Genomic DNA, 18,518 nt, shown 5'->3' with positions numbered 1-18,518 from the left:
GGGGTGCCGGGCGCCGTCGCGGGGGTGGTTCAGGGCAGGTCGATCGGGCGCAGCACGCGGTCCACGGCGTGCGCGATCTGCTTGTTGCCCCTGTTGATGTCGTACCGCACCACCTTGGCGTTGCGGTCGCTGGTGTCGGCGTCGACCAGGCGCACCTCGCGGCCGTACCAGCAGCGCTTCACGTCCACCTCGACGGTGGCGCCGAGGGCGGTGGCCAGGTCCGCCCCGTCCGCCTTGAGCGCCGCCTTCCGGTCGATCGTGGCGCCCGGCACCACGTGGTAGAGCAGGACGTCCTCCACGGTGTCCACGCCGAGGCCGGCGACCGCGTCGAACGCGGCCTGCTCACCGGGCAGCCTCTTCGCGGCGGTGATGTCCCGGACCAGCTCCCGGAACGCGTAGTCGTTCGGCACGAACGCGGTGAGCGCAACGGTGCCGTCGGTGAGCACCTTCACCGGCGAGTCCGGCTTGGCCTGCAACACCGTCAGGACCGCCTTCGTGAGCACGTCGAAGTCCCGCGCATTGCGGTCGAAGCCGCTCTTGTCGGCGGTGAGCACGGCGGCCAGCGACCGGGTGCCCGGCTGCTTGGCGCCGGCCTGGGCGGGCACGGCGACGGCGGTGGTGGCCACCGCCGCAGCCGTGGCGCCCACGGCCAGCCGGGCGGCGAGACGAGCGATGTTCATCGGGGAGCCTTTCGTCGAAGCGACCAGGTCCGTGACTGTCGTCACGACCATTGCTTCGCCCGCACCGTCCCCGGTGGATGCACCCGGATCGACTGACTTCGCCATCGACGCCTAGCGGACCACCAGCCGCTTGCTCACCGACGGCACACCGTCGCCCTTGACCTTCAGCGACCAGTCCCCCGCCGCGCCCAGCGTCACCACCGTCTCGGCGGTGCCGTTCGCCTCCGCCTTCATCTCGGCGACCCGCTTGCCCTCGGGGTTGAGCACGTACAGCGTCCGGGCCCCGGCGGTCTTGTTCGTCACCTTGAACGCCAGCTTCTCGCCGGGCTCGGCGATCAGGGCGTCCGCCCCGGTCATCGCGTCGGCGGTCAGCTCGATCGTCACCGACCGGTCGTAGGCCACCTCGGCGGCGGCGCTGGCCAGGTTGCCGTCGTCGGACACGGTGATCTTCGTGCGCACGCCGTCGCCCTGCCGGCCCGGCTTGCAGGCCACCTCGTACGTGCCGGTCTGCAGCGAGGCACGCAGGTCGCCGGTACGGCCCGCCGGCACGTCCGCCACCTCGGCGATCACCTTGGTGAAGGCGTCACCCTCGCGGCCGTAGACGTAGACCCCGGTGGCCTGCTGACCCCGGTTGGTGACGGTGAAGGTGACGGTGCCCGGGGTGAACAGCGTGGTGGTGACCTCGCAACTGGTGTCGGTGGCGGTCACCGGCACCTGCTGGCCCTTCGGCGCGGGCTCGTCGTCACCGCAGGCGGTGAGCGCGGTGGCCGCGCAGAGGACGGTCAGGACGGCGGCGGTACGGCTCTTCATCGGGATCTCCGGAGCGCAGGTCAGCGTGCTGACCGGAACGGGGCGCCGACGCACCCCGGCACACCGCCCGGGGGGCTCGGCGGAGTCAGCAGAGTCTAAGCGGGTACGGCGTCGCGGCAAGGCCCGAGGGCGACCCGATGTGCCCGCGCACCGGGGACGACCGCGCGACCGGCATGATGGCGGCATGCGGCTGGTCTCCCTGCTCCCCTCCGCCACCGAGATCGTGTACGCGCTGGGTATCGGTGACGATCTGGTCGGCGTCACCTTCGAATGCGAGGTGCCCGCGTCGTACCGGTCCGGCACCACTGTGGTCGTGGGCGGCCGGGACACCCGGGGCATGAGCCCCGGCGAGATCGACGCGTACGTCAAGGCGCAGCTCGCGGCCGGCGCCGACCTCTACACGCTGCACGCCGGGGCACTGGCCGGGCTGGACCCGGACCTGATCCTCACCCAGGACCTGTGCCGTGTCTGCGCGCTGCCCTCGGGCCGGGTCGCCGACGCCGTGGACCACCTCGGGTGCCGGGCGGAGGTGCTGTCGCTGGACCCGTACACCCTGGACGACGTGCTGGAGTCGATCCGCGCGGTGGGCGCGGCGGCCCGGGTGCCCGATCGTGCCGAGGCCCTTGTCGACGGACTGCGCGCCCGGCTCGCGGCGATCCGCGCGGCGGTGGCCGGCCGGCCCCGGCCACGGGTCGCGGTGGTCGAATGGGTGGACCCGCCGTTCGGCGCCGGGCACTGGATCCCCGATCTGGTCGACGTGGCCGGCGGCGAGCCGGTGGGCACCCATCCCGGCGCCCGGTCCGGCCCGACCACCTGGGACGCCCTGCGGGCCACCCGTCCCGACGTGGTGCTCGTCGCGCCGTGCGGCTTCCACCTCGACGGCGCGGCCGAGCAGGCCGCCACGGTGGCCGGGCACTTCCCCGGCGCGCAGGTGTGGGCACTGGACGCGGACGGGCTGATCGTGCGCGCCGGCCCGCGCCTGGTCGACGGCGCCGAGGCGACAGCCGCGATCCTGCACCCCGACGCGGTCCCCCCGCCGCACCCCCAAGCAGCCCGCCGCATCACCTGACCCCGCCCCGCGCCCCGCCCCCGTCCTCAGCCCGGCCCCGGCGATCTTGCACTTTCTGCCCGGACAAAGTGTGGATATCGGGCATCCGAGGGGCGCCAAGTCCATGATCAACCTAAGGGCGGGTCGTCCACGCGGGGCACCACGTCCGAGGTCAGCTTCGGACAGGGTGCCGGGTCCTCTGCTCGGCGGAGAGGGTCGGCTGCGGAAACGCGGACGCCGTCCCCGTGAGGTGGGGACGGCGTCCGGGTGAGCGGGTCGGTCAGGTCATGTCGTCGTAGCGGCGCTCGATCGGCTTCGGCGCGGCGACCGGCTCGGGCGCCCCGATCGGATCGGACGCCCCGATCCGGCCGCCGGCAGGCACCGGCTCGGTCGACAGGTCCAGCGGTGACACCTCGTCGTCGGCGATGCCGGCGTAGACCTCACGCCCGCGGCCGCGCCGCCTGTCGTTGAGGAACGCCACCCCCACCGCTGCGAAGTAGAGCGCGCAGAGGCAGATCGCCAGCGCGGTCATGCCGAACGGGTCGGGCGTCGGTGTGACCACGGCGGAGAACGCGAAGAACACGAAGACCGCCACCCGCCACCAGCTGAGCAGCCGCTTGGCGCTGGCCATGCCGACGAAGTTGAGCATCAACACGATCAACGGGAACTCGAACGCGACCCCGAACAGCAGGATCAGGTTCGTGACGAACCCGACGTAGCGGGTGATGTCGAGCGTGGTGGTCACGTCGCCGCCGCCGGAGACGTTGAGCAGGAACTCCAGGCCCTTGGACGTGACGAAGTACGCCAGGACCGCGCCGGCGGCGAACAGCGGGGCCGCCAGCGCGGTGAAGAAGTACGCGTACCGCCGCTCGTGCCGGTGCAGGCCCGGCGCGATGAACGCCCAGAGCTGGTAGAGCCAGATCGGCGCGGCGATGATCAGGCCGACCCAGAGGGCCACCTTCATCTGCAGCAGGAACAGGTCGGCGGGACCGAGCTGGACGAAGTTGCAGTTGCCGTCGATCAACCGCGCCTTGGGCAGGTCGCAGTAGGGCTTCTGCAGGATGTGCAGCACCGGCCCGGACAGCCACACGCCGAACCCGAAACCGACAAGGATCGCCAGTGACGCGCGGAACAGCCGGTTGCGCAGCTCGCGGATGTGCTCGATGAGCGTCATCGAGCCCTCTGCCGCACGGGCGAACGAGCTCGGCCCGCGCTTCTTCAACCCGAAGGCCACGGTGGTTGAGGCCCTCTCGGATCAGTTCTCGCGGACGCGCTGCACCGGGTCGGCCGGCGGAGCGACCGGCTGCTGCGGGTGCGGCGCGTACGGCTGCTGCGTGTACGGCTGCTGCTGCGCGTACGGCTGCCCCTGCACCGGCTGCTGCGGCGGGAGCGGCTGGTAACCGGCCTGCGCGTCCGCCTTCTCGGCGAGGTCACGGTCGTCGTCCTGCAGGCTCTTCGTCTCGGCCTTGATGATCCGCAGGGATCGGCCCAGCGAGCGGGCCGCGTCGGGGAGCCGCTTCGCGCCGAACAGCAGGATCAGCACGACCACGAGTACGGCGATGTGCCACGGCTTGAGGGCACCCATGGGAAGCTCCAGTCGCTCTGTGTCGGTGAGGGTGGGTCGCCGCCCATCGTACGTGCGTCGCAGCGGCTTGCCACCCCGGTGGGCCTGCTGGTGCCGGCCCGATCGGTGAAGTTTCGACCAACCCGAAGTGTCCCGTCAACCGTCCAGGTCCGCGCAATTGTGCACGCAACCACCCGGGAACGCGCAAACGACGCGCGTCGCGCCGCCCAGCGCGGTTCAGACGGACGCCGGACCTCCCTGACGCGGTTCAGTCGCCGCGCTTGGCCTTGATCAGCGTCATCCGCTCCTGCGCGACGACGATCCGCTCCTGGAGCGACTCGGCCCGCGCCTGCAACTCCTCGGCGGCGGTACGCAGCGACTCCGCTTCGGTCGCCCGGCGCTGCAACGCCAGCGCGGAACGGCGCAGCCCGGACAGGCGGCTCACCACCGGACGGACCGCCAGAGCCAGAACGACCAGCGCGAACAGCACGACCCCGAGCACGATCCACATCACCACGGCGGTCAGCCTATCGGGTGACGCCGGCGGCCGCCGGGTCGGCGCTGCCGGCCGGAGTGGCGTACGCGTCGAGCGCCGCCACGGCCTGGGCGCGTACCTGCTCGGCCAGCTCGGCCGGGGCGACCACTGTCACCTCCGGGCCCAGCCCGAGCACGAACCGCCGGGCCCACCCGAGGTCGGTGACCCGCAGCGCCACCAGCCACTGCTCGCCGTCGGCCTCGACGCGCTCGCACGGATAGTATTCGGTGATCCACCGCTCGCCCCGGCCGATCCGCAGCGTGATCAGCGGCAGGTCGGCCGACGGGCGGAACACGCCGTCGCTGAGATCGTGCGGGCGGGCCTGCGGCGGCACGACCGCCTGCTCCGGCAGCTCGGCCACCGCGTCGATGCGGTCGGCCCGGAACAGCCGCACCGCCTCGGCACGGCGGCACCACGCCTCCACGTACGCCCGGCCGCCCACCATCAGCATCCGCAGCGGGTCGATGGTGCGCTCGGTGGTCTCGTCCCGCGCCGGGGTGTAGTAGGTGATCCGCAGCGCCCGGCCGCGCTCGACGGCGGCGCGCAACTCGCGTACCCGGGCGGTGTCGCCGGGCAGGCGGACCTCCACCGGCGCGCCGGCCAGGTCACCGGCCGCGTTCTCGATCTTGGCGAGCGCCCGCTCGACCGCCTCCCGGTTGGCCACCCCGGGAGTCTCGGCGAGCATTCGCAGCGCCACCACCAGGGCCAGCGCCTCGTCGGGGGTGAGCCGCAGCGGCCGGTCGATGCCGGCGTCGTAGGTGATGGTGACCCGGTCGCCGTCGAACGCCATGTCGATCAGGTCACCGGGGCCGTAGCCGGGCAGCCCGCACACCCAGAGCAGTTCCAGGTCCTCCCGGAGCTGCTTCTCGGTCACCCCGAGGTCGTGCGCCGCCTCGGCGATCTCGATGCCGGGGCGGGCCAGCAGGTAGGGCACCAGGTTGAGCAGCCGGGCCAGCCGGTCGGCGGAGGCACGGCCCGCGCGGGCCGCCGGGCGGGTCACCGGGCACCCCCGGCGGTCGCCAGCTCGTCGTGCCGGGCAGCGACCTCCTTGAGCCGCTGGATGACCGCCTCCCGTACCTCCGGTGGTTCCAGGACGCGGACGTCCGGGCCGTACCCGACGATCTGACCGGCCAGGTAGTCGGCGTCGGCGTACGGCAGCACCAGCCGGTCGCCGTCGGGACCGGCCTGGCACTCCACCGCCCAGCGGCGCAGCCCGGCGGCGCGGCCCGGCGCGGCCAGCACCGTGGCCCGGCCGGTGCGCTCCACCGGCCCCGACCAGCGGGCCACGTGACTGATCAGGTCGACCCCGGCGGGCGGCTCGTAGGCGTCCGGCTCGCCGGTCGCCCGCACCGTGCCGACCACCCGGGACAGCCGGAAGCAGCGGGTCGCGGCGCGGTCCAGGTCGTGGCCGACCACGTACCACCGGCCGCGCCAGCAGACCACGCCCCACGGCTGCAGGCGGCGGCGGGTCGGCGCGTCCCGGTCCGGCACCCGGTAGTCGAAGCTGACCTCCCGGCGGTCCCGCGCGGCGGCGGTCAGCGGCGCGAACGCCGGGTCGACGGTGACCATCGGCTCCAGGCCCAGCGTGGCGTGCGGGTCCACGTCGATGCCGGCGGCGCGCAGCTTCGCCAGCCCGGACGACGCGGCGGCGGCCAGCCCGGCGTGCTGCCACAGCCGCGCGGCGATGCCCACCGCCGCGGCCTCGTCCGGTTCGAGCGGGATGTCGGGCAGCGCGTACGCGCGCGGCGCGATCCGGTAGCCCGGCTCGGCGTCGAAGACGCTGGCCGTGCCCGTCTCCAACGGCACCCCCAGCTCACGCAGCTCGGCCTTGTCGCGCTCGAACTTACGCTGGAACGCCTCGTGGTCCTTGGCGTCGTCCGGGTCGTGCTCGTAGCCGGGCACGGTCGCGGCGATCTGCGCGGCGGTCAGGAAGCGCCGCGTGGACAGCAGGCAGATCACCAGGTTGACCAGGCGTTCGGTACGGGTCCGGGACACGTGCAAACGCTAGCAGCCCGCGCGTCCGGCGCGGGCACCCGCGCGGCGCGGCGCACTGTCTTCCCACGCGGTGGCGGACATCGACCGGTCATAGGGTGAGCGCATGGCGGAACCGGAGGTCAAGGCCGAGAGCGTCGGCACGGTCGTGGTGGCCGGCGCGGCGAACCTCGCCATCGCCGTCGCCAAGCTGGTCGCGGGCCTCATCTCCGGCTCCGCGGCGATGCTCTCCGAGGCCGCCCACTCGCTCGCCGACACCACCACCGAGGTGCTGCTTTACCTGGCGCTGCGCCGCGGCGCGCGGCCCGCCGACACCCGGCACCCCTTCGGGTACGGCAAGGAGAGCTACGTCTGGGCGTTCCTCGCCGCGCTGTTCACCTTCGTCGCCGGGGCCGGCTTCGCCATCACGCACGGCGTCACCACCATCCTGGTGCACGAGCACAGCGGCGAGTACCTCGTCGCGTACATCGTGCTGGCGGTCTCGTTCGTGATCGAGTCGGTGTCGCTGGCCCGGGCGGTGCGGCAGGTGCGCGGCGAGTCGCGCCGCTGGGGCACCACCCCGCGCCGCTACCTGCGCCTGACCGCCGACACCACTGTGAAGGCCGTCTTCCTGGAGGACAGCGCCGCGCTGATCGGCCTGCTGATCGCCGCCGGCGGGCTCACCCTTTCCCACCTCACCGGCGACGAGCTGTACGACGGGATCGCCTCGATCCTCATCGGCGTGCTGCTGCTGGTGGTCGCCGTCGTCCTGGCCCGCAGCAACATCTCGCTGCTGGTCGGCCGCTCCGTCTCCGAGCGGCTGCACCGGCGCATCGAACGGGAACTGGCGGACGTGCCGACCGTCGACCGGATCGACACCCTGATGACCATGTTCCTCGGCCCCGACGACATCCTCGTCGCCGCCAAGGTCGACTTCCGCGACGACGCCACCGGCGCCGACATCGAAGCCGCCGCCGACGAGGCCGAACGCCGCCTCACCGGGCATTTCCCGGAGATCGCGTACGTGTTCCTCGACCCCACCCGGTCCCGGTCGCCCGGCCGGCCCGCCCGCACCACCCAGGACGAGGCGGACCGCCCGATCGACGACGAGAACCCCTGACCCGCCCGGGGGCCGTTCCGGCGGCGGCCGATAGCGTGCACCGCATGGTGCGATGGCGGTCCGGCACGGTCACGGCGGTACGGCGACGGTGGACCGGCGCCGTCGAACTCGACGTCGACCTGCCCGACGGCGCCCGGATGCGCGCCCTGGCGTACCCGGCGCTGGTCGGCGAGCCGGAGCCCGGCGACCGGGTGCTGCTCAACGCCGGGGCGCTGCTGATGGGCCTCGGCACCGGCGGCTACGCCCTGGTCGTGGCGCTGCCCGACCGGCTGCCCGCCGACCCGCCGCAGGCCGGCGACAGCCGCGACGCCGGGCACCTGGTCAAGGCCCGCTACACGCCGCTGCAACCGATCCTGCTGGGCGTGGACGAGGAGGCGTCGCCGCACCACGACACGCTGGCCGCCGCCGACTCGGTCGACGGCATGCCGGTGGTCACCGCCGATCTGCACTCCGCGCTGCCGGCGATCCTGGCCGGCGTACGCGCCGACGCCCCCGGCGCCCGGGTCGCGTACGTGCTCACCGACGGCGGCGCGCTGCCCGCCTGGTTCTCCCGCACCCTGGCCGGCCTGTCCGGGCACCTCGCCGGCACCGTCAGCGTGGGCCAGGCGTTCGGCGGCGACCTGGAGGCCAGCACGCTGCACAGCGGCCTGCTCGCCGCCCGGCACGTGCTCGGCGCGGACCTGACGATCGTCGCCCAGGGCCCCGGCAACCTCGGCACCGGCACCCGCTGGGGCTTCTCCGGCGTCGCCGTCGGCGAGGCGGTCAACGCCGTCGCCACGCTCGGCGGACGCCCGGTCGGCTCGCTGCGCATCTCCGACGCCGACGCCCGGCTGCGGCACCGCGGCGTCTCCCACCACAGCCTCACCGCGTACGGCCGGGTCGCGCGGGCCCCCGCGGAGCTGGTCGTGCCGGACGGCCTCGACCCCGCCCTGGCGGCGGAGGTCGCCGCGGCGCTGGCGCCGCTGGCCGACCGGCACACCATCGTCACAGTGCCCGCCGACGGCCTCGACGCGGCGCTGCGGGCCAGCCCGGTCGGCCTGTCCACGATGGGCCGCGGCCTGGACGCCGACCACGCCTACTTCCTGGCCGCGGCGGCCGCCGGGCGCCACGCGGCCCGTCTGCTCGGCTGAACCCCGCCGCCCTCAGATCGCCAGGTAGCCGTTCGCCACCAGGTGGTCGGCGGCCCGCGCGTACGCCTCGGGATCCTGCGGCGTCCACGTGCCCAGCCCGTCGACGTAGCGGTTGAACATGCAGAATGCCGCCGCGATCAGCACCGTGTCGTGAATCTCCAGGTCCGTGGCGCCCTCCGCGCGGGCCGCCTCGACCAGCTCCGTGGTGACCTCCCGGCCGCTGCGCCGGACCGCGGCGGCGATGTGCAGCAGGGCCCGCAGCTTCGCGTCGACCGGCGCGGTCGCCACGTCCGCGCGCACCTGGTCGACGAACTCCATCCCCGTGGGCAGCTGCGCGGCGGCGAACGCCGCGTGCGACGAGCAGCAGAAGTCGCAGTCGTTGAGGCCGGAGACGTACGCCGCGATCAGCTCCCGCTCCCCCGGCGTCAAGGTGGGATGCGGAGCGCGCAACAGCACCTCCGCCAGCTCGCCCAGCGGCCTCGCCGTCTCCGGACGGAACCGCAGCGGCCCCTGGATGCCCGGATATGCCTTCTCGTCCGGCCCGAGATCGATGTGTGCGATGACGTCACGCTCCCCTGTCCGTGCCGGCCCGGTCACGCCGGCGGCCCGCCGTCCAGAGTGCCGTCCTCCCCCGCGCCCCGGCCAGAAGCCGGAGACAGGTCAGCATGATCGAAGAACCAGGGCCCCACGCGGCCTCCCCATACTGTCCGGGAAATCGACTCCGGCCACCCCGTCACCGCCGTCCGCGCCAGGCAGCCGCGCGGGAAACGCGGCTGGCCGCCGTTTAGGAGGCGACCCCCATGGCACTGCGACAGCTCCCGAACGCGACCCCCGACGCCGGGATCTCCACCCACCGCCCGCCGCATCCCCTCCGACTCGCCCTGATCAGCGCGGCAGCCGGCGTGCTGCTGGCCGCCCTGTGGTCCTTCGAGCTCGTCGACAAGGTCATCGGCGACAACGTCGCGAACACCGTGCTCGGCCACGACGCCAAGGAGACCGCCATCACCGGCACCGTCGCCGGGCTGCTCTTCGCCTTCGTCTCCGGCTTCGCCGGCACCTTCACCGCCTGCAACATCGCGGTGGCGGCCTCGGTCGGGCCGATGAGCCAGGTCTCCGGCGCCGACCCCGCCGGCGGCACCCGGTCCGCGCTGCGCGCCCTGCTGCGCCCGGTCGGCTGGCTCGCCCTCGGCATGGTCGTCGTCTCGGCCGCCTACGGCATCATCGGCGTGCTGCTCGGCGACCGGCTGCCCCAACTGTCCACCGAGGCCGTCGGTGGCGTCCCGGTACGCCTCATCCAGTCCTCAGTCGTCTTCGGCGTCATCGGACTCGCCCTCACCTACCTCGGGCTCGCCGCCCTCAAGCTCGTGCCGGACGTCTTCGCACACCGGCCCGTCGCCCGGGTGATCACCATCGGCGCGCTCGTCGGCGGATTCCTCGTCGGCCGGCCCTACCCGATGTTCAACAAGCTGTTCCACTGGGCCGTCGACACCGGCAACCCTCTCTACGGGGCGCTCGCGTTCACGCTGCAGTCCCTCGGAAACATCGTGCTCGTCACGGCCGTCTTCGCCCTCGCCGTGGCGATCAGCCGGGGACGCTTCCTCGCCTGGATGGCCGACCCCCGCCGCGCCGCCGCCGTCACCGGAGCGCTGCTCGTCGCGCTGGGCGTCTTCACAGTCATCTACTGGGACATCCGGGTGCCGGCCATGTTCGGCTTCGGCTGGTTCCCCCGGATGCCGTACAACTGAGCCGCCCGGAACTCAGCCGAGCAGCAGGACCAACGCCAGCCAGCCGCCGACGATCAGCACCAGCGCCGCCGCGAGCACCCACGTCGGTACCTTGTGGTCGCCGCGCCGGTTGCGCTCGATCTCGGCGCGGATCTTCTCCCGGCGGCGATCGATCCAGTTGAGCTTCTCGGTGCCGTCACGGCCGGAGGACGTCTCACGGCCGGGGCGACCGGCGGGTTCGGAAGTGTTCATCGCGACGCCAGAGTACCCGTGGGCGGGCGGCCGGTGCCGGGCACCGGCCGCCCGTGGCGATCACATGCTCGCGATCAGGCGCTCCACCCGCTCGTCGTACGCCCGGAACGGGTCCTTGCACAGCACCGTGCGCTGCGCCTGGTCGTTCAGCTTCAGGTGCACCCAGTCCACGGTGAAGTCGCGCCGCTTCTCCTGGGCGTGCCGGATGAACTCCCCGCGCAGCCGCGCCCGGGTCGTCTGCGGCGGCGTCTCCTTCGCCTCGAAGATCTCCGGGTCGTTTGCCACCCGGTCCACCTCCCGGCGGCGTTCCAGCAGCCCGTACAGGCCACGGCCACGCCGCAGGTCGTGGTAGGCCAGATCCATCTGCGCCACCCGCGGGTGCGACAACGGCAGGTCGTGCTTGCGCTGGTAGCGCTCGATCAGCTTCAGCTTGGTGACCCAGTCGATCTCCCGGGCCACCGGGTCCAGGTCGCCGGTCTCGACCGCGCGCAGCACCCGCCCCCACAGGTCGACCACCCGCTTCGCGGTCTGGTCACCGCCCCGGCGCTCCACGAACTCCGTCGCCTTGGCCAGGTACTCCTGCTGGATCTCCAGCGCCGAGACCTCCTTGCCGGCGGCCAGCCGCACCTTGCGCCGGCCGGTGATGTCGTGCGACACCTCGCGGATCGCCCGGATCGGGTTCTCCAGCGTGAGGTCCCGCATCACCACGCCCGCCTCGATCATCCGCAGCACGATGTCGGCAGTGCCGACCTTCAGCAGCGTGGTGACCTCGTTCATGTTCGAGTCGCCGACGATCACGTGCAGCCGCCGGTACCGCTCCGCGTCCGCGTGCGGCTCGTCCCGGGTGTTGATGATCGGCCGGCTGCGGGTGGTCGCCGAGGAGACGCCCTCCCAGATGTGCTCGGCCCGCTGCGACAGGCAGTAGACCGCGCCGCGCGGTGTCTGCAGCACCTTGCCCGCGCCGCAGATCAACTGCCGGGTGACCAGGAACGGGATGAGCACGTCGGCCAGCCGGCCGAACTCGCCGTGCCGCGACACCAGGTAGTTCTCGTGGCAGCCGTACGAGTTGCCGGCCGAGTCGGTGTTGTTCTTGAACAGGTAGATCTCACCCGCGATGCCCTCGTCGTGCAGCCGCTTCTCCGCGTCGATGAGCAGCCCCTCCAGGATCCGCTCACCGGCGCGGTCGTGGGCCACCAGGTCGGTCACCGAGTCGCACTCCGGAGTCGCGTACTCCGGGTGCGAGCCCACGTCCAGATAGAGGCGGGCGCCGTTGCGCAGGAACACGTTGCTCGACCGGCCCCACGACACCACCCGCCGGAACAGGTACCGCGCGACCTCGTCGGGGGACAGTCGGCGCTGCCCGCGATAGGTGCAGGTGACGCCGTACTCGGTCTCGAGGCCGAAGATTCGCCGCTCCATGATGAGACATTAGCCGCCCGGAGCCCTCGATGGGCAGCGCCGCCGCTCGCCGCTTGCGATCTCCCCCGGCGGATCGTCCAACCGGCGGCATCCGTACGCGAAAAGACCCCGCCACCGCGCGGCGCGGTGGCGGGGTCCGTGCGCAGGTGTCACTCGGCGGGCTTGTCCTCCGCGTTGCCCTCCAGGTCGGCGGAACCGGCCGACGTGGTCGGCTTCTTCGCCTCCTCCGTCGGTGCCGTCGGCGTCTTCGCCCGGCCCGGCGCAGGCGCGGTGTCGGCCTCCGCGTCGCCGTCCAGCAGCGCGGTCAGCGCCGCGCCGGTGACCCGCCGGAACGTACGGCCCACCCGGCCCCGGTCCAGGACCGCCACCTCCATCTGGTGCGCCGCGATGCTCCGGGCCGCGCCGCCCTCGCCACCGACGCTGGCCAGCGCCTTCACCGCGGCGCGGATCGCCTCGGACAGCGACATCTCCGGCCGGTGCTCGTTCTTCAGCACGCCGCTGATCGCCTCGGCCTGACCACCCATCGCCATCCGGCCCGGCTCGTCGTTCACCGAGCCGTCGTAGGTCACCCGGTAGAGCGAGTCGTCCTCGGGCGTGGCGCCCACCTCGGCCACGCAGATCTCCACCTCGAACGGCTTCGACTGCTCGGTGAAGATCGCACCGAGCGTCTGCGCGTACGCGTTTGCGAGCGCCAGGCCGGTCACGTCCCGCCGGTCGTAGCTCAGGCCGTTGAGGTCGGCCATCCGCACGCCCGCGCGGCGCAGGTTCTCGAACTCGTTGTACCGGCCGACGGCGGCGAAGCCGATCCGGTCGTAGATCTCGCTGACCTTGTGCAGCGTGCTGGACAGGTTCTCGGCGACGAAGAGCACCCCGCCGGCGTAGCTCAGGACCACCGCGCTGCGGCCCCGGGCGATGCCCTTGCGGGCCAGCTCGGAGCGGTCGCGCATGATCTGCTCGGGCGAGGCGTAGAACTGCATGGCCACGGCGGCGGTTCTCCTTCGGACCTGATGGTGCGGGACTGCTGAGTCGGTGGACGGGAAGCGGGATCAGCCGCCGGGGTTCTCCATCCGGCCGGCCACCACACTCTCCGCGATCGCCGCCGTCTCGGCGTCGGTGAGCCGGTGGGTGCCCTCGGCGGTAGCGGTCATCACGACCGGGTAGATCCGCCGGGTCAGGTCCGGGCCGCCGGTGGCGGTGTCGTCGTCCGCCGCGTCGTAGAGCGCCTCGACCGCCAGCCGCGTCGCGTCCTCGACCGACAGGCCGGTCCGGTATCGCTTCTTCAGCGCGGACTTGGCGAACAGCGAGCCGGAGCCGATCGCGTCGTAGCCGGTCTCCTCGTACGGGCCGCCGGTCACGTCGAAGCTGAAGATCCGCCCGGCCCGCGCCGGGTCGCTCGCGGCCAGGTCGAAGCCGGCGAACAGCGGGACCACGGCCAGGCCCTGCATGGCCGCGCCCAGGTTGCCGCGGATCATCGAGGCGAGCCGGTTGGCCTTGCCGTCGAGCGAGAGCATCGCGCCCTCGATCTTCTCGTAGTGCTCCAGCTCCACCTGGAACAGTCGCATCAGCTCGATGCCGATGCCGGCGGTGCCCGCGATGCCGACCAGCGAGTACGCGTCGGCCGGGTGCACCTTCTCGATGTCGCGCTGGGCGATCAGGTTGCCCATCGTGGCGCGCCGGTCGCCGGCCATGACCACGCCACCGGCGGCCGACAGGGCCACGATGGTGGTCGCGTGCGGCGCCATGTCGGCGGCCATGCCGGGCGGCAGCGGCCGACGGCCGGGCAGCATCTCGGGGGCCACCTTGCTCAGGAACGCTGTGAAGGAGGACGTCCCCGCGTTGGTGAACACATCTGGAAGACGCCCGGATGGATCAAAACCCGCTGCCACGTGGTTCCTCTCAGGTACGTGATCGCCCTGGCCAGGACGTCGGCGTTGTCCTTGAACTGGCCAAGACCACCGTTGCAGTTGAAGCAGAGTATCCCGCGCACCCATCCGGTGCGATGATCGTGGTCCAGATGTTCCGGATCGGGGCGCCGGCAGATCGCGCACACGCCGCCCTGCTCGGCCAGGAGCTCCTGGAACTCCTTCTCCCCGACCCCGTAGCGGCGACGCAGGTGGTACTCGCGATTGCCGCCGTAGAGCCGCTGCTTGGACTCGTTGCCGCGGGCCACATGGCACGGTTTGCAGTAGCTGTGCCGGCCGCTGGCGTTGGTCGTTCGCGGGAAGTCGTCGACGGGCTTGATCTGCTCGCAGTCGGGGCACCACTTGAGGCCGTCCGCGACCGGCACCGCTGCCCTTCGCTGCGGGGCTATCCCGCGCTTGCGGCGGCTCGCCTCCGAGCGGGCAGCGGCACATGTCTTGCAGTAGAACGCCAGCCCATCCGGACGACGGCGATTACGGTGGAACGCCGACGCCGGCAGCGATTGGCGGCACTGGGGGCAAAGCTTGTCCGACGCCTCCGGCAAATCGGACATAAGCCTCATTGACCCCCCTTCTGCACATATCCCCTCACGAATTCCTCTGCGTTCTCCTCCAGGACGGAGTCGATCTCGTCGAGCAGGTCGTCCACGTCCTCGGTGATCTCGGCGTGCCGCTCGGCCACCTCGGGGTTCGCCTCCGCGGTGACCTCGTCGACCTCCTCGCGGGACTTGCCGGACTGGGTCTGCCCACCCTCTTGGGTCGCCATGGTGGTGCCTCCTCCACGATCGCCTGCGATCAACTTACCTCGCGGGAGCGACGAAAAGCCCGTCGCGCACCCGGTTCCGACGCCCGGCGGGCCTTCCGGCATCCGGGTCAGCCGCCGGTGAGCGTCTCCAGCAGGTCCTTGGCGCTCGCGCAGCGGTCGAACAGCTCACCGACGTGCGCCCGGGTGCCCCGCTCGGGCTCCATCATCGGCACCCGGACCAGCGACTCCCGGCCCACGTCGAAGATGACCGAGTCCCAGCTCGCGGCGACCACCTCGGAGGCGTACTGCGCCAGGCAGCGGCCCCGGAAGTAGGCCCGGGTGTCCTCCGGCGGCTCGGTCATCGCGGTGCGGGTCTGCTCGTCGCTGAGCAGCGTCTTCATCGAGCCACGCTGCACCAGGCGGTGGTACAGGCCCTTCTCCGGCCGCACGTCGGAGTACTGCAGGTCGACCAGTTGCAGCTTGTGCGAGCCCCAGCCGAGCTTCTCCCGCTCCCGGTAGCCCTCCAGCACCCGCAGCTTCGCCACCCAGTCCAGCTCGTCGGCGCACTCGAACGCGTCCCGGCCGAGCCGGTCCAGCACGCTCTCCCAGCGGCGCAGCACGTCGGCGGTCTGCGCGTCCACGTCCTGGCCGTAGCGGTCGTCCACGAAGGAGCTGACCCGCTCCAGGTACGCCCACTGCACGTCCAGGGCGGTGAGCTTGCGGCCGTCGCGCATCCGCATCAGGTGCTTCAGCGACGGGTCGTGGCTGACCGCGCGCAGCTCTCCCACCGGGTCGGCGATGCCCAGGTCCGCGCCGAGCGCCTTCTCCTCGATCATGGTGAGGATCAGCGCGGTCGTGCCGACCTTGAGGAACGTGGAGATCTCGGAGAGGTTGGCGTCGCCGATGATGACGTGCAGCCGCCGGTACTTGTCGGCGTCGGCATGCGGCTCGTCGCGGGTGTTGATGATGGGCCGCTTGAGCGTCGTCTCCAGCCCCACCTCGACCTCGAAGAAGTCGGCCCGCTGGGAGATCTGGAAGCCGCTCTGGCCGCCGTCCTGGCCGATGCCGACCCGCCCGGCGCCGCAGACGATCTGCCGGGTGACGAAGAACGGCGTCAGGTACGCCACGATGTCGGCGAACGGCGTCTGCCGGCGCATCAGGTAGTTCTCGTGTGCGCCGTAGCTCGCGCCCTTGTTGTCGGTGTTGTTCTTGTACAGGTGGATCGGCTGGGTGCCCGGGATGGTCGCGGCCCGCCGGGCTGCCTCGGCCATGACCCGCTCCCCCGCCTTGTCCCACCGGACCACGTCAAGCGGGTTGGTCACCTCGGGCGTGGAGTACTCGGGGTGAGCGTGGTCGACGTAGAGCCGCGCGCCGTTGGTGAGTATGACGTTGGCGAGGCCGAGGTCCTCGTCGGCGAGCGCCTCGGCCGGGTCGTACGCCGCGCCGGAGTAGGTGAACCCGCGGGCGTCACGCAGCGGCGACTCCTCCTCGTAGTCCCAGCGGGCCCGGCCGCCCCGGTTGAGTTCCGGCCGCGCCCCGTAGGCGTTCACCACCTGGGAGGAGGTGACCATCGGGTTGGCTCCGGCCTGGCCGGGCACGGAGATGCCGTATTCGACTTCGGTGCCCATGATCCTTCTGACGCTCATCGACCTGCCCGCTCCGCTCGCCGTCCCGGTCCCCGTCAAGTCGAGCGTAGTCGGCGTGACGCGCCGAGGGGGCGCGGCGGACGTGCCGGTCCGGTGTGGCGGCCCACCCGGGTACGCGCGAAGGCCCGTGGCGCGTACGCCACGGGCCTTCGTCGGAGGTTCGGACTACAGGTACTGGCCGGTGTTGCTGGCGGTCTCGATGGACCGTCCGGCCTCGGCGCCCTTGCCGCCGGAGACGAGCGTGCGGATGTAGACGATCCGCTCGCCCTTCTTGCCGGAGATGCGGGCCCAGTCGTCGGGGTTGGTGGTGTTGGGCAGGTCCTCGTTCTCCCGGAACTCGTCGACGCAGGCGTCGAGCAGGTGCTGCAGGCGCAGCCCCTTGCGGCCGGAGGTGAGGAACTCCTTGATGGCCATCTTCTTGCCCCGGTCGACGATGTTCTGGATCATCGCGCCGGAGTTGAAGTCCTTGAAGTAGAGGACTTCCTTGTCGCCGTTGGCGTAGGTGACCTCGAGGAAGCGGTTCTCCTCGGTCTCGGAGTACATCCGCAGGACCACCGCGTCGATCATCGCCGCGACTGTGGCCTGGGCGTCGCTGCCGTGTTCGGCCAGGTCGTCGGCGTGCAGCGGCAGGCCGGCGAGGATGTACTTGGAGAAGATGTCCTTGGCCGCCTCGGCGTCCGGACGCTCGATCTTGATCTTCACGTCGAGCCGGCCCGGGCGCAGGATCGCCGGGTCGATCATGTCTTCCCGGTTGGAGGCGCCGATGACGATGACGTTCTCCAGGCCCTCCACGCCGTCGATCTCGCTGAGCAGCTGCGGGACGATGGTGTTCTCCACGTCCGAGGAGACGCCGGAGCCGCGGGTGCGGAACACGGAGTCCATCTCGTCGAAGAACACGATCACCGGAGTGCCCTCGCCGGCCTTCTCCCGTGCCCGCTGGAAGATCAGCCGGATGTGCCGCTCGGTCTCGCCGACGTACTTGTTGAGCAGCTCGGGGCCCTTGATGTTCAGGAAGAAGCTGGTGTGCCGGTCCTTGCCCTCGCGCTCGGCGATCTTCTTGGCCAGCGAGTTGGCCACCGCCTTGGCGATCAGCGTCTTGCCGCAGCCGGGCGGGCCGTAGAGCAGGATGCCCTTCGGCGGCCGGAGCTGGTGCTCGCGGAACAGGTCGGAGTGCAGGAAGGGCAGCTCCACCGCGTCGCGGATCTGCTCGATCTGCGCCTGGAGGCCGCCGATGTCCTCGTAGTTGACGTCGGGCACCTCCTCCAGGACCAGTTCCTCGACCTCGCTCTTCGGGATCCGCTCGTAGGCGTACGCCGAGCGGGGCTCGATCATGAGCGAGTCGCCGGCCCGGATCGCGCTGCCGATCAGGGTCTCGGCGAGGTGCACGATCCGCTCCTCGTCGGAGTGCGAGACCACGAGCGCCCGGTCACCCGGCGCGCCGTCCGGGCCCGCCAGGATCTCCTTGAGCATCACGACCTCGCCGACCCGCTCGTAGCCGAACGCGTCGACGATGTTGAGCGCGTCGTTGAGCAGAACCTCCTGGCCACGGCGCAGCTCGTCGACCTCCAGCGAGGGCGAGACGGCCACCCGGAGCTTGCGCCCGCCGGTGAACACGTCCACCGTGCCGTCGTCGTGCTTGGCCAGGAAGACGCCGTAGCCACTCGGTGGCTGGGCGAGCCGGTCGATCTCCTCCTTGAGCGTCACGATCTGCGCGCGAGCCTCCTTGAGGGTGCTCACGAGCCGTTCGTTGTTCTCGGTCAGCCGCGCCAACTGGGCCTGGGTGGCCGCCAGCCGCTCTTCGAGCTGCCTGACGTGTCGGGGGCTTTCGGTCAACTTGCGCCGCACCAGAGCGAGTTCCTCTTGCAGGAACGCGACCTGCGTGGAGAGATCGTGGGCTTCCTTTTCCCACCGTGCGGCGCGCGAGTCCGCGTCGTCGCTGCGTGCCACGTCCCACC

Annotated in this window: 20 protein-coding genes; 4 read left to right on the top strand and 16 right to left on the bottom strand. The window is 72.0% G+C overall.

Translation table 11 applies throughout. From position 1 onward, the window contains the following. Window positions 1–29: 29 nt before the first annotated feature. Both FHU28_RS18465 and FHU28_RS18460 read right to left on the bottom strand, forming a co-directional pair. Window positions 30–731, bottom strand: a complete 702-nt coding sequence (locus tag FHU28_RS18465; protein WP_184685801.1) for a fasciclin domain-containing protein — start codon at window positions 729–731, stop codon at window positions 30–32. Window positions 732–791: 60 nt separating this feature from the next. Further along, window positions 792–1,490 (bottom strand): hypothetical protein, encoded by a 699-nt coding sequence (locus FHU28_RS18460; protein ID WP_184685800.1) that lies wholly within the window; start codon window positions 1,488–1,490, stop codon window positions 792–794. 184 nt (window positions 1,491–1,674) lie between these two features. On the opposite strand from FHU28_RS18460, the gene FHU28_RS18455 reads away from it, so the two are divergent. Beyond that, a complete protein-coding gene (locus FHU28_RS18455) occupies window positions 1,675–2,559 on the top strand; it encodes an ABC transporter substrate-binding protein (RefSeq protein ID WP_184685799.1) in 885 nt (294 codons plus the stop codon). Between the two features lie 259 nt (window positions 2,560–2,818). On the opposite strand, the gene tatC is transcribed toward FHU28_RS18455, so the two are convergent. The 5 genes from tatC to FHU28_RS18430 form a co-directional block, all read right to left on the bottom strand. Continuing rightward, the gene (gene tatC, locus FHU28_RS18450) at window positions 2,819–3,772 is read right to left on the bottom strand and encodes a twin-arginine translocase subunit TatC (RefSeq protein WP_184685798.1); all 954 of its coding nucleotides are present in this window, start codon (window positions 3,770–3,772) and stop codon (window positions 2,819–2,821) included. Window positions 3,773–3,793: 21 nt separating this feature from the next. Next, a complete protein-coding gene (tatA, locus tag FHU28_RS18445; RefSeq protein ID WP_184685797.1) occupies window positions 3,794–4,123 on the bottom strand; it encodes a Sec-independent protein translocase subunit TatA in 330 nt (109 codons plus the stop codon). Window positions 4,124–4,370: 247 nt separating this feature from the next. Beyond that, the gene (locus FHU28_RS18440; RefSeq protein ID WP_221454155.1) at window positions 4,371–4,613 is read right to left on the bottom strand and encodes a hypothetical protein; all 243 of its coding nucleotides are present in this window, start codon (window positions 4,611–4,613) and stop codon (window positions 4,371–4,373) included. A 16-nt stretch (window positions 4,614–4,629) separates the two neighbouring features. After that, window positions 4,630–5,637, bottom strand: a complete 1,008-nt coding sequence (locus FHU28_RS18435; RefSeq protein WP_184685796.1) for a helix-turn-helix transcriptional regulator — start codon at window positions 5,635–5,637, stop codon at window positions 4,630–4,632. Continuing rightward, window positions 5,634–6,632, bottom strand: a complete 999-nt coding sequence (locus tag FHU28_RS18430; protein ID WP_184685795.1) for a helix-turn-helix transcriptional regulator — start codon at window positions 6,630–6,632, stop codon at window positions 5,634–5,636. Before FHU28_RS18430 ends, FHU28_RS18435 begins: the two co-directional genes overlap by 4 nt. Window positions 6,633–6,735: 103 nt before the next feature. Between FHU28_RS18430 and FHU28_RS18425 the strand changes: the two genes are divergently transcribed. Then, window positions 6,736–7,728 carry a cation diffusion facilitator family transporter gene (locus FHU28_RS18425; RefSeq protein WP_184685794.1) on the top strand — a complete coding sequence of 331 codons (993 nt, stop codon included), beginning with the start codon at window positions 6,736–6,738 and terminating at the stop codon, window positions 7,726–7,728. Between the two features lie 44 nt (window positions 7,729–7,772). After that, window positions 7,773–8,858: a DUF3866 family protein gene (locus FHU28_RS18420; RefSeq protein WP_184685793.1), complete on the top strand. Its 1,086-nt coding sequence runs from the start codon at window positions 7,773–7,775 to the stop codon at window positions 8,856–8,858. A 12-nt stretch (window positions 8,859–8,870) separates the two neighbouring features. On the opposite strand, the gene FHU28_RS18415 is transcribed toward FHU28_RS18420, so the two are convergent. Continuing rightward, window positions 8,871–9,419, bottom strand: coding sequence for a carboxymuconolactone decarboxylase family protein (locus FHU28_RS18415; RefSeq protein WP_184689685.1), 549 nt, complete (start codon window positions 9,417–9,419; stop codon window positions 8,871–8,873). A 239-nt stretch (window positions 9,420–9,658) separates the two neighbouring features. On the opposite strand from FHU28_RS18415, the gene FHU28_RS18410 reads away from it, so the two are divergent. Continuing rightward, window positions 9,659–10,603: a hypothetical protein gene (locus FHU28_RS18410; RefSeq protein WP_184685792.1), complete on the top strand. Its 945-nt coding sequence runs from the start codon at window positions 9,659–9,661 to the stop codon at window positions 10,601–10,603. A gap of 12 nt (window positions 10,604–10,615) precedes the next feature. Here the strand turns inward: FHU28_RS18410 and FHU28_RS18405 are convergent, their stop codons facing one another. The 8 genes from FHU28_RS18405 to arc form a co-directional block, all read right to left on the bottom strand. Continuing rightward, window positions 10,616–10,834 carry a hypothetical protein gene (locus tag FHU28_RS18405; protein ID WP_184685791.1) on the bottom strand — a complete coding sequence of 73 codons (219 nt, stop codon included), beginning with the start codon at window positions 10,832–10,834 and terminating at the stop codon, window positions 10,616–10,618. Between the two features lie 60 nt (window positions 10,835–10,894). After that, entirely contained in the window at window positions 10,895–12,253 is a 1,359-nt protein-coding gene (gene pafA, locus FHU28_RS18400; protein WP_116510728.1) for a Pup--protein ligase, read from the bottom strand. Between the two features lie 149 nt (window positions 12,254–12,402). Beyond that, on the bottom strand, window positions 12,403–13,236 hold the full coding sequence (prcA, locus tag FHU28_RS18395) for a proteasome subunit alpha (RefSeq protein WP_116510727.1): 834 nt from the start codon (window positions 13,234–13,236) through the stop codon (window positions 12,403–12,405). Window positions 13,237–13,299: 63 nt separating this feature from the next. Further along, window positions 13,300–14,139 (bottom strand): proteasome subunit beta, encoded by an 840-nt coding sequence (gene prcB / locus FHU28_RS18390; protein WP_184685789.1) that lies wholly within the window; start codon window positions 14,137–14,139, stop codon window positions 13,300–13,302. Then, entirely contained in the window at window positions 14,058–14,726 is a 669-nt protein-coding gene (locus FHU28_RS18385; protein WP_184685787.1) for an endonuclease VII domain-containing protein, read from the bottom strand. Before FHU28_RS18385 ends, prcB begins: the two co-directional genes overlap by 82 nt. A gap of 5 nt (window positions 14,727–14,731) precedes the next feature. Beyond that, on the bottom strand, window positions 14,732–14,938 hold the full coding sequence (locus FHU28_RS18380; protein WP_030504127.1) for a ubiquitin-like protein Pup: 207 nt from the start codon (window positions 14,936–14,938) through the stop codon (window positions 14,732–14,734). Between the two features lie 107 nt (window positions 14,939–15,045). Next, the gene (dop, locus tag FHU28_RS18375) at window positions 15,046–16,563 is read right to left on the bottom strand and encodes a depupylase/deamidase Dop (RefSeq protein ID WP_363927281.1); all 1,518 of its coding nucleotides are present in this window, start codon (window positions 16,561–16,563) and stop codon (window positions 15,046–15,048) included. A 165-nt stretch (window positions 16,564–16,728) separates the two neighbouring features. Further along, the gene (gene arc / locus FHU28_RS18370; RefSeq protein WP_073829670.1) at window positions 16,729–18,510 is read right to left on the bottom strand and encodes a proteasome ATPase; all 1,782 of its coding nucleotides are present in this window, start codon (window positions 18,508–18,510) and stop codon (window positions 16,729–16,731) included. Between the last annotated feature and the right edge of the window lie 8 nt (window positions 18,511–18,518).

Source organism: Micromonospora echinospora (assembly GCF_014203425.1).
In the GTDB taxonomy this organism is placed as follows: Bacteria; Actinomycetota; Actinomycetes; order Mycobacteriales; family Micromonosporaceae; genus Micromonospora; species Micromonospora echinospora_A.
Note: the sequence above shows the minus strand (reverse complement) of the source record. Positions and strands in the feature narration are given on the sequence as shown.